The organism is Streptomyces sp. NPDC041940, assembly GCF_055589465.1.
Genome location: NZ_JBVJBP010000015.1, coordinates 1 through 13,525, shown reverse-complemented (window position 1 = coordinate 13,525; position 13,525 = coordinate 1). Strand labels below are relative to the sequence as shown.

The 13,525-nt window shown below is 69.2% G+C and carries 9 protein-coding genes and 2 tRNA genes; 8 read left to right on the top strand and 3 right to left on the bottom strand.

Annotated elements, in window-relative coordinates:
- Position 1 precedes the first annotated feature (1 nt).
- Positions 2-1,192 carry an acyltransferase family protein gene (locus tag ACZ6I3_RS24375; RefSeq protein ID WP_469417324.1) on the bottom strand — a complete coding sequence of 397 codons (1,191 nt, stop codon included), beginning with the start codon at positions 1,190-1,192 and terminating at the stop codon, positions 2-4.
- Positions 1,193-1,814: 622 nt separating this feature from the next.
- On the opposite strand from ACZ6I3_RS24375, the gene ACZ6I3_RS24370 reads away from it, so the two are divergent.
- Together ACZ6I3_RS24370 and ACZ6I3_RS24365 are read left to right on the top strand one after the other, a co-directional pair.
- Entirely contained in the window at positions 1,815-2,009 is a 195-nt protein-coding gene (locus ACZ6I3_RS24370) for a hypothetical protein (protein WP_142163958.1), read from the top strand.
- Between the two features lie 81 nt (positions 2,010-2,090).
- On the top strand, positions 2,091-4,352 hold the full coding sequence (locus ACZ6I3_RS24365) for a protein kinase domain-containing protein (protein WP_469417322.1): 2,262 nt from the start codon (positions 2,091-2,093) through the stop codon (positions 4,350-4,352).
- A gap of 67 nt (positions 4,353-4,419) precedes the next feature.
- Here the strand turns inward: ACZ6I3_RS24365 and ACZ6I3_RS24360 are convergent.
- Positions 4,420-4,490, bottom strand: a tRNA-Gly gene (locus ACZ6I3_RS24360).
- A gap of 163 nt (positions 4,491-4,653) precedes the next feature.
- Here ACZ6I3_RS24360 and ACZ6I3_RS24355 point away from each other — a divergent pair.
- From ACZ6I3_RS24355 to clpX, 5 genes are all read left to right on the top strand, one after another.
- Positions 4,654-4,730, top strand: a tRNA-Pro gene (locus ACZ6I3_RS24355).
- Between the two features lie 211 nt (positions 4,731-4,941).
- Positions 4,942-6,330: a trigger factor gene (gene tig, locus ACZ6I3_RS24350; RefSeq protein WP_469417320.1), complete on the top strand. Its 1,389-nt coding sequence runs from the start codon at positions 4,942-4,944 to the stop codon at positions 6,328-6,330.
- Between the two features lie 356 nt (positions 6,331-6,686).
- The gene (locus ACZ6I3_RS24345; protein ID WP_167526581.1) at positions 6,687-7,292 is read left to right on the top strand and encodes an ATP-dependent Clp protease proteolytic subunit; all 606 of its coding nucleotides are present in this window, start codon (positions 6,687-6,689) and stop codon (positions 7,290-7,292) included.
- Positions 7,293-7,401: 109 nt separating this feature from the next.
- On the top strand, positions 7,402-8,109 hold the full coding sequence (locus tag ACZ6I3_RS24340; RefSeq protein WP_469417318.1) for an ATP-dependent Clp protease proteolytic subunit: 708 nt from the start codon (positions 7,402-7,404) through the stop codon (positions 8,107-8,109).
- Positions 8,110-8,294: 185 nt separating this feature from the next.
- Positions 8,295-9,581 (top strand): ATP-dependent Clp protease ATP-binding subunit ClpX, encoded by a 1,287-nt coding sequence (gene clpX / locus ACZ6I3_RS24335; protein WP_468409054.1) that lies wholly within the window; start codon positions 8,295-8,297, stop codon positions 9,579-9,581.
- A 63-nt stretch (positions 9,582-9,644) separates the two neighbouring features.
- On the opposite strand, the gene ACZ6I3_RS24330 is transcribed toward clpX, so the two are convergent.
- Positions 9,645-10,613, bottom strand: a complete 969-nt coding sequence (locus ACZ6I3_RS24330; RefSeq protein WP_469417316.1) for a hypothetical protein — start codon at positions 10,611-10,613, stop codon at positions 9,645-9,647.
- Between the two features lie 139 nt (positions 10,614-10,752).
- On the opposite strand from ACZ6I3_RS24330, the gene ACZ6I3_RS24325 reads away from it, so the two are divergent.
- A complete protein-coding gene (locus ACZ6I3_RS24325) occupies positions 10,753-13,383 on the top strand; it encodes a valine--tRNA ligase (RefSeq protein ID WP_469417314.1) in 2,631 nt (876 codons plus the stop codon).
- Positions 13,384-13,525 lie beyond the last annotated feature (142 nt).

Below are 13,525 nucleotides of genomic sequence, written 5' to 3'. Positions count from 1 at the left end.
CCTAGGCGCTGACCTTCTCGCGGCCCTTCTCGCGCTCGCGCCTCTCGGCGCTCTGGCGCTCGCGGGCGACCTCGGCCGCGTCCCGCTTGAAGGCCCACGTCATCTTCGGCTCCATCGCGAACCGGAACATGCGCTGCACCGGCTTGGTGCACAGCACCGTCACGACGGCGGCCGCGAGGACGGTCACGGTGATCTGCCCGGCAGGCTGGTGGAACCAGCTCGCCTCGAACCAGCCCTGGTAGTCGCCGGCCTTCACGAGGAAGCCGTGCAGCAGGTAGCCGTAGAGCGTGCCCGCGCCGAGCGCGGTGAACCACATGTGGCGGCGCGGCACCCAGGCGAAGAAGCAGGCGGTCAGCACCAGGGAGCAGCCGAACATCGCCAGCACCATGACCGGGCCGGCCCACCACGGCGCGCCCAGTTCCTGCGCGGCGTCACGGTGGTAGAACCACGACGTGTTCATACGCGGCACCGCCCACCAGCTGAAGGCGAGCGCGGCGGCGAACACGGGCACCGCGGCGATCCGCACCGAACGGCGGCGCACCATCTGGAAGTGCTCGGGCTTCATCACCAGGCCCAGCACGAAGAACGGCAGGAACTGCAGGACGCGCTGGAGGTCCAGGTCGTCACCGATCGACGGGGTGACGGTCGCCAGCGCCGCGAGACCGAGCGCCAGCGGCAGCGGCCAGCGCACCATGTTCCAGATGGGGGTGGTCAGCCGCCAGATGAACAGCGCGACCAGGAACCAGGTCAGGTACCACGGGTCGAGGAGGCTGATGTCCTGACTCGGGTCGTCGTCGATCCACCGCTTGAAGAGCGGGTAGGCCGTCTCGAAGATGACGTACGGCACGGCCACGCCCGTGATCAGGCGCTTGAGCCGGTCCGGCCGCATGTCGAAACTGCGCGAGAAGTAGCCGGAGATGATGATGAACGCCGGCATGTGGAACGCGTAGACGACCTGGTACGCCGCCTCGAGTATCCGGCTGTCGCCCTTCAGTGGCTCCCAGGCGTGGCCCATGGCGACCAGCACGATCGCGAGGTACTTCGCGTTGTCGAAGAACGCGTCGCGCTGCTTGCCGTTCTGCTTCTTCTGGGGGCTCTGCGGCGAGCGCGGGCTCGGCACTCCGCCTGCCGGCGACTGTGCCGGGGGAAGTGGCGCCTTGCGGTCGCCGTTCGGTCGCAGCGAGTTCGTCACAGACCCTCCCACCAGGAACTCGGGGAGACGATCCGGGACCTCGCTGCGCGTGCGGGGGACGAGGCAGCGTGGAACATCTGAGGCACCCTAGCCTTCCCTGCAGCTATTCGTAAAACGCCGGACGTGATTCCTGGCTATTCGCTGTGGGTACCCCGGATTTCGGGTAGTTGACGCGACTGTCGGCGTGATGACCAACACATCTTCGGTATCGAGTTGTGTCCGTCACAGCCGCCCTGCTTGTCGGGATACTTCCGGACTAAGCGGCGCATAAGACCAGGGGGCGACTCCAGTGGAATGTCCGCTTCAGCGCTCTCCGGGAGCCTCTCCACAGGGTGGTTGAGGAGCCTTGGGCAGCAATTCGAATTAGCTGCGAACGCGTTGTGTGGAGACGGAAACGATCCGGACGAATTCCCTGTGCGGGTGGCCCTTCGAATTGCCGTACGAGCTCCCGCCGTCGGGTCCCCTCCCACACGCGCCGTACACGCGCCCGGACGACACGGCGGCGGTCGATGCGTCACCGGCCGCATAGCCCGGCCGCGTTGGTGGCACGATGGTTCTGGCGGGGTGCGCGCAGTGGCGCCCCCGGGCCGGGAGAGCGGACCGACCGAGGGTGTGATCAGTTGTGGCCATTTCACTGTCTGTGGTGCTGCTGTTGGCGATCATCCTTGTGGTGTTGCTGAGAGGGGGATCCATCAAGGCAGGCCCCGCGATCGTGGCGATCCTCTTCGGCTTCTTCCTCGCCTCGACCGGCATGGCCCCGTCCATCCAGCGCTTCCTCAACTCGATAGCGGAGACGGTCAACTCCATCAGCTTCTGACCGGGCCGCCACCAGGGCCAGAGGGGTATGCGGCTACTCTCCTCCCGACGGGACGGTGCGTGACGGGGGGAACGTACGGGGATGGCGCTGCGCGATTCTGACCCGGTGGAGGTGGGCGGCTACCGCATCGAGGACCGCCTCGGCTCCGGCGGCATGGGTGTGGTCTACCTGGCCCGCTCGGCCTCCGGACGGCGCCTCGCCGTCAAGGTGGTGCACGGCCAGTACGCCGACGACGACGAGTTCCGCGCCCGTTTCCGCCGCGAGGTGGCCGCGGCCCGACAGGTCAGCGGCGCCTTCACGGCCCCCGTCGTGGACGCCGACGCCGACGCGTCACGCCCCTGGATGGCGACGCTGTACATACCGGGATCGGACCTCGGCACCCACGTCCGCGAGCACGGCCCGCTCGCCGTGCCCCGGCTGCGTGAACTCGCCGCCGGCCTCGCCGAGGCGCTGCGCGACATCCACCGCGCCGGAGTCGTCCACCGCGATCTCAAGCCGGCCAACGTGATGCTGGCCGAGGACGGCCCCCGCGTCATCGACTTCGGCATCTCCCGCGCCGCCGAGTTCGCCGCCGCCGACGTCCTCACCCAGACCGGCCGCGTCATGGGCACCCCGCCCTTCATGTCCCCGGAGCAGTTCTCCGCCCCGCAGGACGTCGGCCCGGCCGCCGACATCTTCTCCCTCGGCTCGGTCCTCGCCTACGCCGCCACCCGCCGCGGCCCCTTCGACAGCCCGAGCCCCTACGAGACCGCCGTCCGGGTCGTCGAGGGCGAACCGGCCCTCGACGGCGTACCGGACGAACTGCTCCCCTTCGTACGCCTCTGCCTGGAGAAGCACCCCAAGTCCCGCGTGACCGCCGACGAACTCCTCACCCTGCTGCGCGACGGAGGGCCGGCCGCGGTGCCCCCGGCCGCCGAGGAGCCGAGAACCGTTCCGCCCCGACGGGTCCCCGCGGCCACGCCACAGCGCGACACCCCGCTCGCCGACCCGCCGACCGAGCCTGACGGGCCGCCCGCCGGGCCGCGAGGCAACCGAAGACGCCGCTACCTCCTCGCTGCGGCGGCCGGGACGGCCGTGGCCGCCGTACTGGCCGCCACCACCGTGGTCCTCTCCGGAGCCCTCTCCCGCGACACCGACCCCGGCACCTCGGCCTCCGCCCCCAGCGACCTTCCCGACGGCTGGAAGCCCTGGGCCACCGCCGCGAAGGCCCCCAAGGGCAGCGAGCGCCTCGTCGGCGGCGCCGACAGCGCTCTCGCGGGCTGCGCCGCCGTCGACACCTCCCTCGTGTGCGCGGGCTCCGGCCTCATGGCGACCCGCTTCGATCTCGCCGACGGCCGCTCCACCTGGGGCCGGTCCGTCGACCCCACCCCCGACGGCTCCTCCAGCAGCAGCGAGGGCGCGCTCATCGGCACCACCGACCGTCACGTCTACGCCTACGAGGCGGAGGAGGGGGAGACGGCGGCCGGCCCACAGTTCGGCTACACGGTGTACGCCCTGTCCGCCGACACCGGCAAGGAACTCTGGCGGACCGAGACGGGCACCGGCGAGTCGGCGTCCGTCCCCGACAGCACGCAGGACGCCGCCACGGCCGTCCCCGAGGGTGTCGTCACCTTCTACGGCTCCCAGGGCGACCGGTACGCCCTGCTCGACGCCGAGACCGGCGACGTCCGCTGGAGCCGCCCGAAGCCGACCGACCCGGACGACTCGGTCGACTGCCTGCTGCGCTCGGCGGCCGGCCGCGCCTACCTCGTCTGCGTGATCGGCCTGTCGGAACGGGGAGCCTCCCGCACCACCGTCTCCCAGATCGACCCGGCCACCGGAAAGGCCCGCTGGACCGCCGAGGCCAAGGGCGCCCAGTACCTGCTCGGCCAGCACGACGGACGTCTGGTCCTCGCGGACTCCTTCGCCACGGACAGCGGCCTGACCCTGATCGACATCTCCTCGCGCGTGCTCACCGTGCGCCGGCTCGCGCAGCCCCGGCCCGAGGACGCGGACGCGTACCTGGTCCGCGGCACGGTCTACTTCACGCGCGAGAGCGGCGGCGTCCGCGCGGTCTCGCCGCGCACCGGCCGGACGCTGTGGGAATCCAACTCCAGCGTGGAGCAGCAGGGGCCGCCGACCGCCTCCGCCACCCACGTGTACGTCGCGTCCCCCAGCGGCCGCCTGGCCGCCCTGGACGCGAGCAGCGGCGAGGTCGAGGCCACCCTGGACGGCCGCGACGACGGCGGCAGAACCGACAGCATGCTCGTCACCTCGGGCGCCCCGCTCGTCCTGGTCGGCGACGCCCTGTACGTCCCGTACGGCGTCCGCTCCGTCTACACGGTGGACGTACGCGACCTCTGAATCCCCGGATCACCCGGTGAAAAACGCCTCGGGCCCGGTTCCGAAGAACCGGGCCCGAGCCGTTCGGAGCGGGCGACGGGAATCGAACCCGCGTAGCTAGTTTGGAAGACTAGGGCTCTACCATTGAGCTACGCCCGCACGGTGCGCGCCGCAGGTCGGGTGACCTCGGCACGCAAGCATCGTAGCGGGTTGTGCGCCCTCGTCGCACACCGCATTCGCATCCGGGCCCTCGCGGCGCCGACGCGGCGAAAATGCGGCGGCCGTACGGCCTTGCGCCATGTACCCTACGTGTCGCACCAGACGGGGTGTGGCGCAGCTTGGTAGCGCGTCCGCTTTGGGAGCGGAAGGCCGTGGGTTCAAATCCCGCCACCCCGACCAGCCATCCGATCATCTCGAGCCATCTCGAGTCATCTCGGGTGATCGTCTCCCGGTCACTCACGTGATCGCCTTTTGGGCGGTGTAGTCGCTGCCGTTACTATGCAAGCTGCCGTCCGTGTGTATCAGCGTCTGAAGTCTCCGGGCGGCGAAATCCGCCGGGCCGTTCTGGTCCCGGCAGAACCCAAGAAGTCAGCCACAAGGAGACCGAACCGTGAAGAGCGCCGTGGAGACCCTGAACCCGACTCGGGTTCGGCTCACTGTCGAGGTGCCCTTCGAGGAGCTCAAGGACAGCCTCGACGCGGCGTACAAGAAGATCAACCAGCAGGTCACGGTGAAGGGCTTCCGTAAGGGCAAGGTCCCGGCCCGGGTCATCGACCAGCGGTTCGGCCGCGGTGCGGTGCTGGAGGAGGCCGTCAACGACGCGCTGCCGAAGTTCTACACCGACGCGGTCAACGAGGCCGAGCTGAACCCGCTGGGCCAGCCCGAGGTCGACATCACCGAGCTGAAGGACGGCGAGACGCTGAACTTCACCGCCGAGGTCGACATCCGTCCCTCCATCGAGATCCCGGACTACTCCGGCATCGAGGTCGAGGTCGACGCGGTCGAGGTCACCGAGGAGGACGTCGACAAGGCGGTCGAGGAGCTGCGCGAGCGCTTCGCCTCCACCGCCCCGGTCGAGCGTGCCGCCGAGGACGGCGACGTCGTGACGATCGACCTGGAGGCCAAGGTCGAGGGCGAGGTCCTGGAGGACGGCGTCGCGGACGGCGTCTCCTACACCATCGGCTCCGGCGAGCTGCTGGACGGCATCGACGACGCCGTGAAGGGCGTGGAGGCCGGTGGCGAGGCCACCTTCACCTCCGAGCTCAAGGGCGGCTCGGCGGCCGGCAAGGAGGCCGAGGTCACCGTCAAGGTCACCCAGGTCGCCAAGCGTGAACTGCCCGAGCTGGACGACGAGTTCGCGCAGCTCGCCTCCGAGTTCGACACCATCGAGGAGCTGCGGGCCGACAGCCGCAAGCGCCTGGAGAACATGAAGCAGTACGACCAGGCCACGCAGGCCCAGGAGCGCGTCCTGGAGAAGCTGCTCGAGCTGGTCGAGGTGCCCGTCCCGGACAAGCTGCTCGAGGACGAGGTCAACACCCGCAAGCACAACCTCGAGCACCACCAGCTCGGCCAGATGGGCCTCGACCTCGAGAAGTACCTCGAGATCCAGGGCAAGACGGTCGAGGAGTTCGACGCCGAGACCAAGGAAGCCGCGGTCAAGGGCATCAAGACGCAGTTCGTGCTCGACGAGCTCGTCAAGCAGGAGAAGCTGAACGTCAGCCAGGAGGAGCTCACCGAGCACCTCATGCGCCGCGCCGCCTCCTCCGGCATGTCCCCCGACCAGTTCGCCCAGGCCGTCGTCGAGGGCGGCCAGGTTCCGCTCCTGGTCGGCGAGGTCGCCCGCGGCAAGGCCCTGGCCGTCGTGGTCGAGAAGGCCGCGGTCAAGGACACCAACGGCGAGGTCGTCGACCTGGACGACGAGGAGGACGAGACCGAGGCCTCCACCGAGGAGACCCCGGCCGAGGCCGCCGAGTCCGCCGAGGAGAAGACCGAGGGCTGAGCCCCCGGCTCCGACTAGGTCAAAGGGAAGGCCCTGGGGTGCGAACCCCAGGGCCTTCTTGCCGTCCGTGGGGCAGCGCACCTCGGGGGCGCGGGGAACTGCGCGACAAGCCCCCACGGGCCCGCAGCCGTCCACGGGCGGACCCACCCACGGCGAGACCGTACGGCCCCCGGCGGAGCCCCCCGCGCTACGCCCCCGGCGAACACTCCCATCTCCGGGATTCCCCGAAGGGACCCGCGCGTTAGGGTCCATGAATACGAGGGCAGTGGAGTCTGCGAACGGCTCCAGCCCCGCAGGGAAACGTGAGACGGCCCGGCGCCGTCGTAAGACGAGCAGGTGGATACGTGACGAATCTGATGCCCTCCGCCGCCGGCGAGCCTTCCATCGGTGGTGGCCTCGGTGACCAGGTCTACAACCGGCTGCTCAACGAGCGGATCATCTTCCTCGGCCAGCCGGTCGACGACGACATCGCGAACAAGATCACCGCACAGCTGCTGCTCCTTGCCGCGGATCCCGACAAGGACATCTACCTCTACATCAACAGCCCCGGCGGTTCGATCACGGCCGGTATGGCGATCTACGACACGATGCAGTTCATCAAGAACGACGTGGTGACGATCGCCATGGGTCTCGCGGCCTCGATGGGTCAGTTCCTGCTCAGCGCGGGCACCCCGGGCAAGCGCTTCGCGCTGCCGAACGCCGAGATCCTGATCCACCAGCCGTCCGCCGGCCTGGCCGGCTCGGCCTCCGACATCAAGATCCACGCCGAGCGGCTGCTGCACACCAAGAAGCGCATGGCCGAGCTCACGTCCCAGCACACGGGCCAGTCGGTCGAGCAGATCACCCGCGACTCGGACCGCGACCGCTGGTTCGACGCCTTCGAGGCCAAGCAGTACGGCCTCATCGACGACGTCATCCCCACGGCCGCAGGTATGCCGGGCGGCGGCGGCACCGGGGCCTGAGAGGTCCCCACGGGGCCTGTGGAGCCCCGTGAGGCCCCCGGAGCCCTCCCGGGCCCCAGCGACCCCAGACAGCCCCAGCCGACCGCCTCAGCCCTTTTCAGGAGACACCGTGAACCAGTTCCCCGGCAGCGGGATCTACGACCGTATGAACGCCGCGCAGGACATGAGCGGCTCGCAGGGCCGCTACACCGGCCCGCAGGCCGAGTCCCGCTACGTCATCCCCCGCTTCGTCGAGCGCACCTCCCAGGGCATCCGCGAGTACGACCCGTACGCGAAGCTCTTCGAGGAGCGCGTGATCTTCCTCGGCGTCCAGATCGACGACGCCTCCGCCAACGACGTCATGGCGCAGCTGCTGTGCCTGGAGTCGATGGACCCCGACCGTGACATCTCGGTCTACATCAACAGCCCCGGCGGCTCCTTCACGGCGCTCACCGCGATCTACGACACGATGCAGTACGTGAAGCCGGACATCCAGACGGTCTGCATGGGCCAGGCCGCCTCCGCCGCCGCCGTCCTGCTGGCCGCCGGTACGCCGGGCAAGCGCATGGCCCTGCCGAACGCGCGCGTGCTGATCCACCAGCCGTACAGCGAGACCGGCCGCGGTCAGGTCTCCGACCTGGAGATCGCCGCGAACGAGATCCTCCGGATGCGTTCGCAGCTGGAGGAGATGCTGGCCAAGCACTCCACCACGCCGGTCGAGAAGATCCGCGACGACATCGAGCGCGACAAGATCCTCACGGCCGAGGACGCGCTGAGCTACGGACTGATCGACCAGATCATCACCACCCGGAAGATGGACAACTCGAGCCTGCGCTGAGGCGAGAGGCTGTATCGTCTGCCGCCCCTTGGCACGGTTTGGCACGGTGCACGTCAAAGTGAACCGCGCCAAGGGGGGCCCGAACGAGGGGCCCGGCAAGGTACCGTCGGACATAAGGCTGCACCAGGAGCCGTTGGACGTCGCGTCGACGTCCAGTCGTCTCCCAGGCGAAGGGGAAGCACACCGTGGCACGCATCGGTGACGGCGGCGATCTGCTCAAGTGCTCGTTCTGTGGCAAGAGCCAGAAGCAGGTCAAGAAGCTCATCGCAGGGCCCGGTGTGTACATCTGCGACGAGTGCATCGACCTCTGCAACGAGATCATCGAGGAAGAGCTCGCTGAGACCAGCGAGGTCCGCTGGGAGGAACTCCCGAAGCCCCGCGAGATCTACGAGTTCCTCGAGGGGTATGTGGTCGGCCAGGAAGCCGCCAAGAAGGCCCTCTCCGTAGCGGTGTACAACCACTACAAGCGCGTCCAGGCCGGTGAGAACGGCGGGGGCAACGGCCGTGACGACGCCATCGAGTTGGCGAAGTCCAACATCCTCCTCCTCGGCCCCACGGGCTCCGGGAAGACCCTCCTCGCGCAGACCCTCGCGCGGATGCTGAACGTGCCCTTCGCGATCGCCGACGCCACGGCGCTGACGGAGGCGGGATACGTCGGCGAGGACGTCGAGAACATCCTCCTCAAGCTGATCCAGGCCGCCGACTACGACGTCAAGAAGGCCGAGACCGGGATCATCTACATCGATGAGATCGACAAGGTCGCGAGGAAGAGTGAGAACCCGTCGATCACGCGCGACGTGAGCGGCGAGGGCGTCCAGCAGGCCCTGCTGAAGATCCTGGAGGGCACCACGGCCTCGGTCCCGCCGCAGGGCGGACGCAAGCACCCGCACCAGGAGTTCATCCAGATCGACACGACGAACGTGCTGTTCATCGTGGGCGGTGCCTTCTCCGGTCTTGAGAAGATCATCGAGTCCCGGGCGGGTGCCAAGGGCATCGGCTTCGGCGCGCAGATCCGCTCCAAGCGCGAGATGGAGTCCAAGGACCAGTTCCAGGAGGTCATGCCGGAGGACCTGGTCAAGTTCGGCATGATCCCCGAGTTCATCGGCCGGCTCCCGGTCATCACCTCGGTCCACAACCTCGACCGCGAGGCCCTGCTGCAGATCCTCGTCGAGCCGCGCAACGCGCTCGTCAAGCAGTACCAGCGCCTCTTCGAACTCGACGGTGTGGAGCTGGACTTCGAGCGTGAGGCCCTCGAGGCCATCGCCGACCAGGCGATCCTGCGCCAGACCGGCGCGCGTGGCCTGCGGGCCATCATGGAGGAGGTCCTCCAGGGCGTGATGTACGAGGTCCCCTCCCGCAAGGACGTGGCCCGGGTCGTCATCACGGCGGACGTCGTCCAGTCGAACGTCAACCCGACGCTGATCCCGCGGGACGCTCGCGGGCGCGGGCCGGGCGAGCAGAAGACCGCCTAGTCACCCACCGCACGCGAAAGGCGCCCAGCACTCTGTTGCTGGGCGCCTTCGTCGTTGTCCGCGTCAGGCCGGGATGCGGACTTCCTTGCGGGCCTTGGTGGTGACGTCGATCGCCACGTCCTTGGTGACGCCCCGCGCCGCCTCACCCGGCGACACGAGGGCGATCGTGCTGTAGTCGGCCCACGCGCAGAACCAGTTGGTCTTCTCCTTCTTGGTCAGCTCGTCCTGAGCCTTGACCGACTGGCACTTCATGATCGCGCCGTCGAGGTCGGCCTCCTCGGGCTCGCCGATCAGCTCGGGCTTGGTGGACCCGGACGCGGCCTCCTTCTCGGAGGACTTCTTGAAGTTGGCGAGGAACAGGTCCAGCGTCGCCTCCGGGTCGGAGATCTCACCGTAGGCACCGGCCACCGTGAGCGTCTTGGCCGACGCCATCTTCGCCGCGGACGACGGATCCTCGGGGTCGTAGTTGCTCAGGTCCACGTTGGAGTAGAGGGCCGCCGACGTCTTGGCGTTCTTCACGCCGCTCTTCTCCAGCTCCGACTTCTCGTCGTCACCGGTGGTCTGCCCGTCCTTCGTGGTGCGCTTGTACTCGCTGAGCACCGTCGCCGGGGTCGACAGCTTGTGCGGCCCGTCGTCCTCCAGACCGCCGCCACCCCCGCCGATCACGAAGTACGCGCCCACACCGAGAGCGGCGACCACGGCCACCGCGCCGAGGATGATGCCCGTCTTCTTCTTGCCGCCGCCCGGGGCCGGGGGCTGCGGGACGCCGTACTGGGGCTGCTGACCGTAGGGCGGCTGCGGCTGCTGGCCGTACGGGGGCTGCTGGCCGTAGGGGCCGGGCTGCTGGGGCGGGACGCCCTGCGGGGCCTGCTGCGGGTAGCCGTAACCGGGCTGGGGCGGAGGGGCCTGCTGGGGGTAGCCGTAGCCGGGCTGGGGGGCCTGCGGCGGCTGGCCGTACGGGCCCGGCTGGCCGTACGGACCGGGCTGCTGAGGCTGCTGCCCGCCGTACGGGCCCGGCTGGTTGTAGCTCATGTTCTGGGTTCCCCTCCAGATGCTTATGTGTTCCGGACATCCTGGCGCAGACCCGTCGTGTGCATGGCATCGGGGTCCCCGCCGTTACAAAGCGAAACGAGTTTCGGGACGGGGGAGTGACACCTCTAAACTGACCCCCGTGACCGAGAACGCTCAGCAGCAGCCACCAGCGCCCAGCACCGACCTGCCGACCCAGTACGCGCCGGCCGACGTGGAGGGGCCGCTGTACGAGCGCTGGGTAGAGCGGGGCTACTTCGAGGCGGACGCGAAGAGCGACAAGCCGCCGTACACCGTCGTCATCCCGCCGCCGAACGTCACGGGCAGCCTGCACCTCGGGCACGCCTTCGAGCACACCCTCATCGACGCGCTGACGCGCCGTAAGCGCATGCAGGGCTTCGAGACGCTCTGGCAGCCCGGCATGGACCACGCCGGTATCGCCACGCAGAACGTCGTCGAGCGGGAGCTCGCCAAGGAGGGCAAGTCCCGGCACGACCTGGGCCGTGAGGCCTTCGTCGAGCGGGTCTGGCAGTGGAAGGGCGAGTCCGGCGGCCAGATCAGCGGACAGATGCGCCGCCTCGGCGACGCCGTCGCCTGGTCGCGTGAGCGCTTCACGATGGACGAGGGCCTGTCCCAGGCCGTCCAGACCATCTTCAAGCGGCTCTACGACGACGAGCTCATCTACCGCGCCGAGCGCATCATCAACTGGTGCCCCCGGTGTCTGACGGCCATCTCGGACATCGAGGTGGAGTACCAGGACGACGACGGCGAACTCGTCTCCATGAAGTACGGCGACGGGGACGACACCATCGTCGTCGCCACCACCCGCGCCGAGACCATGCTCGGTGACACGGCCGTCGCCGTTCACCCCGGGGACGAGCGGTACAAGCACCTGATCGGCAAGCTGGTCAAGCTGCCGCTGACCGACCGCTCCATCCCGGTCGTCGCCGACGAGCACGTCGACCCGGAGTTCGGCACCGGCGCCGTCAAGGTGACCCCGGCGCACGACCCGAATGACTTCGAGATCGGCCAGCGCCACGACCTCCCGGCCCTGACGATCATGGACGAGCACGCGGTCATCACCGCCCACGGCCCCTTCCAGGGCCTGGACCGGCTGGAAGCGCGGTCGGCGATCGTCGCGGCCCTGCGCGCCGAAGGGCGGATCGTCGCCGAGAAGCGGCCCTACGCCCACTCCGTCGGCCACTGCTCGCGCTGCAAGACCACCATCGAGCCGCGCCTGTCCATGCAGTGGTGGGTCAAGGTCGGTCCGCTCGCGAAGGCCGCCGGTGACGCCGTCCGCGACGGGCGCGTCAAGATCCATCCGCAGGAGATGGAGAAGCGCTACTTCGACTGGGTCGACAACCTCCACGACTGGTGCATCTCGCGGCAGTTGTGGTGGGGCCACCGCATCCCGGTCTGGTACGGGCCGAACGGCGAGGTCGTCTGTGTCGGCGCCGACGAGGAGCCGCCCGGGACCGAGGCCGAGGGCTGGCGTCAGGACACCGACGTCCTCGACACCTGGTTCTCCTCCGGCCTGTGGCCGTTCTCCACGCTCGGCTGGCCCGAACAGACCGAGTCGCTCGCGAAGTTCTACCCGAACAGCGTCCTGGTCACCGGCTACGACATCCTCTTCTTCTGGGTCGCCCGGATGATGATGTTCGGCCTCTACGCGATGGACGGCACCCCGCCGTTCCACACCATCGCTCTGCACGGCATGGTCCGCGACCAGTTCGGCAAGAAAATGTCGAAGTCCTTCGGCAACGCGGTCAACCCGCTGGACTGGATGGACAAGTACGGCAGCGACGCGCTCAGGTTCACCCTCGCCCGTGGCGCGAACCCGGGCGTCGACGTCCCGATCGGCGAGGACTGGGTCCAGGGCTCCCGCAACTTCGCCAACAAGATCTGGAACGCGACGCGCTTCGCGATGATGAACGGCGCGACCGTGGACGGCCCGCTGCCGGAGCCGGCGAAGCTGTCGTCGACCGACCGCTGGATCCTGTCCCGGCTCAACACGGTCGTCGCCGAAGTCGACGCGTTCTACGAGGACTACCAGTTCGCGAAGCTGTCCGACGCCCTGTTCCACTTCGCGTGGGACGAGGTCTTCGACTGGTACGTCGAGCTGTCCAAGACGACGTTCCAGGCGGGCGGCGAGGCGGCCGAGGTCAGCAAGCGCGTCCTCGGCGAGGTCCTCGACGTCACGCTGAGGCTGCTGCACCCGGTGGTTCCCTTCGTCACCGAGACCCTGTGGACCACGCTCACCGGCGGCGAGTCGGTCGTCATCGCCGAGTGGCCGAGCGACAGCGGTTTCCGTGACAAGGGCGCCGAGCAGGAGATCGAGTCGCTCCAGTCGGTCATCACCGAGGTCCGCCGCTTCCGCGCCGACCAGGGCCTCCAGCCCGGCCAGCGGGTTCCGGCCCGGCTGAGCCTCGACGGCACGCCGTTCGCGACCCACGAGGCGGCCATCCGGCAGCTGCTCCGGCTCCAGCCGGAGGGCGACGCCTTCACGGCCACGGCGACCCTCCCGGTCGCCGGCGCCGAGGTCGCCCTCGACCTCTCCGGCACGATCGATGTCGCGGCGGAGCGCAAGCGGCTCGCGAAGGACCTGGCGGCGGCGGAGAAGGAGAAGGCCCAGGCGACCGGCAAGCTCGGCAACGAGGCGTTCCTGGCGAAGGCCCCCGACCACGTCGTGGACAAGATCCGCACCCGCCTCGCCAAGGCGGAGGAGGACATCACCCGCATCCAGGCACAGCTGGACCGCCTGCCGCAGGCGTAAGGGTTCGTTCGGTCGTGGGGGGGGGGGGGGGGGGGGGGGGGGGGGGGGGGGGGGGGGGGGGGGGGGGGGGGGGGGGGGGGGGGGGGGGGAAGAAAGGACACAACCCCCAAACCAACAAACAACACCCACCCCCCCCTCCTCG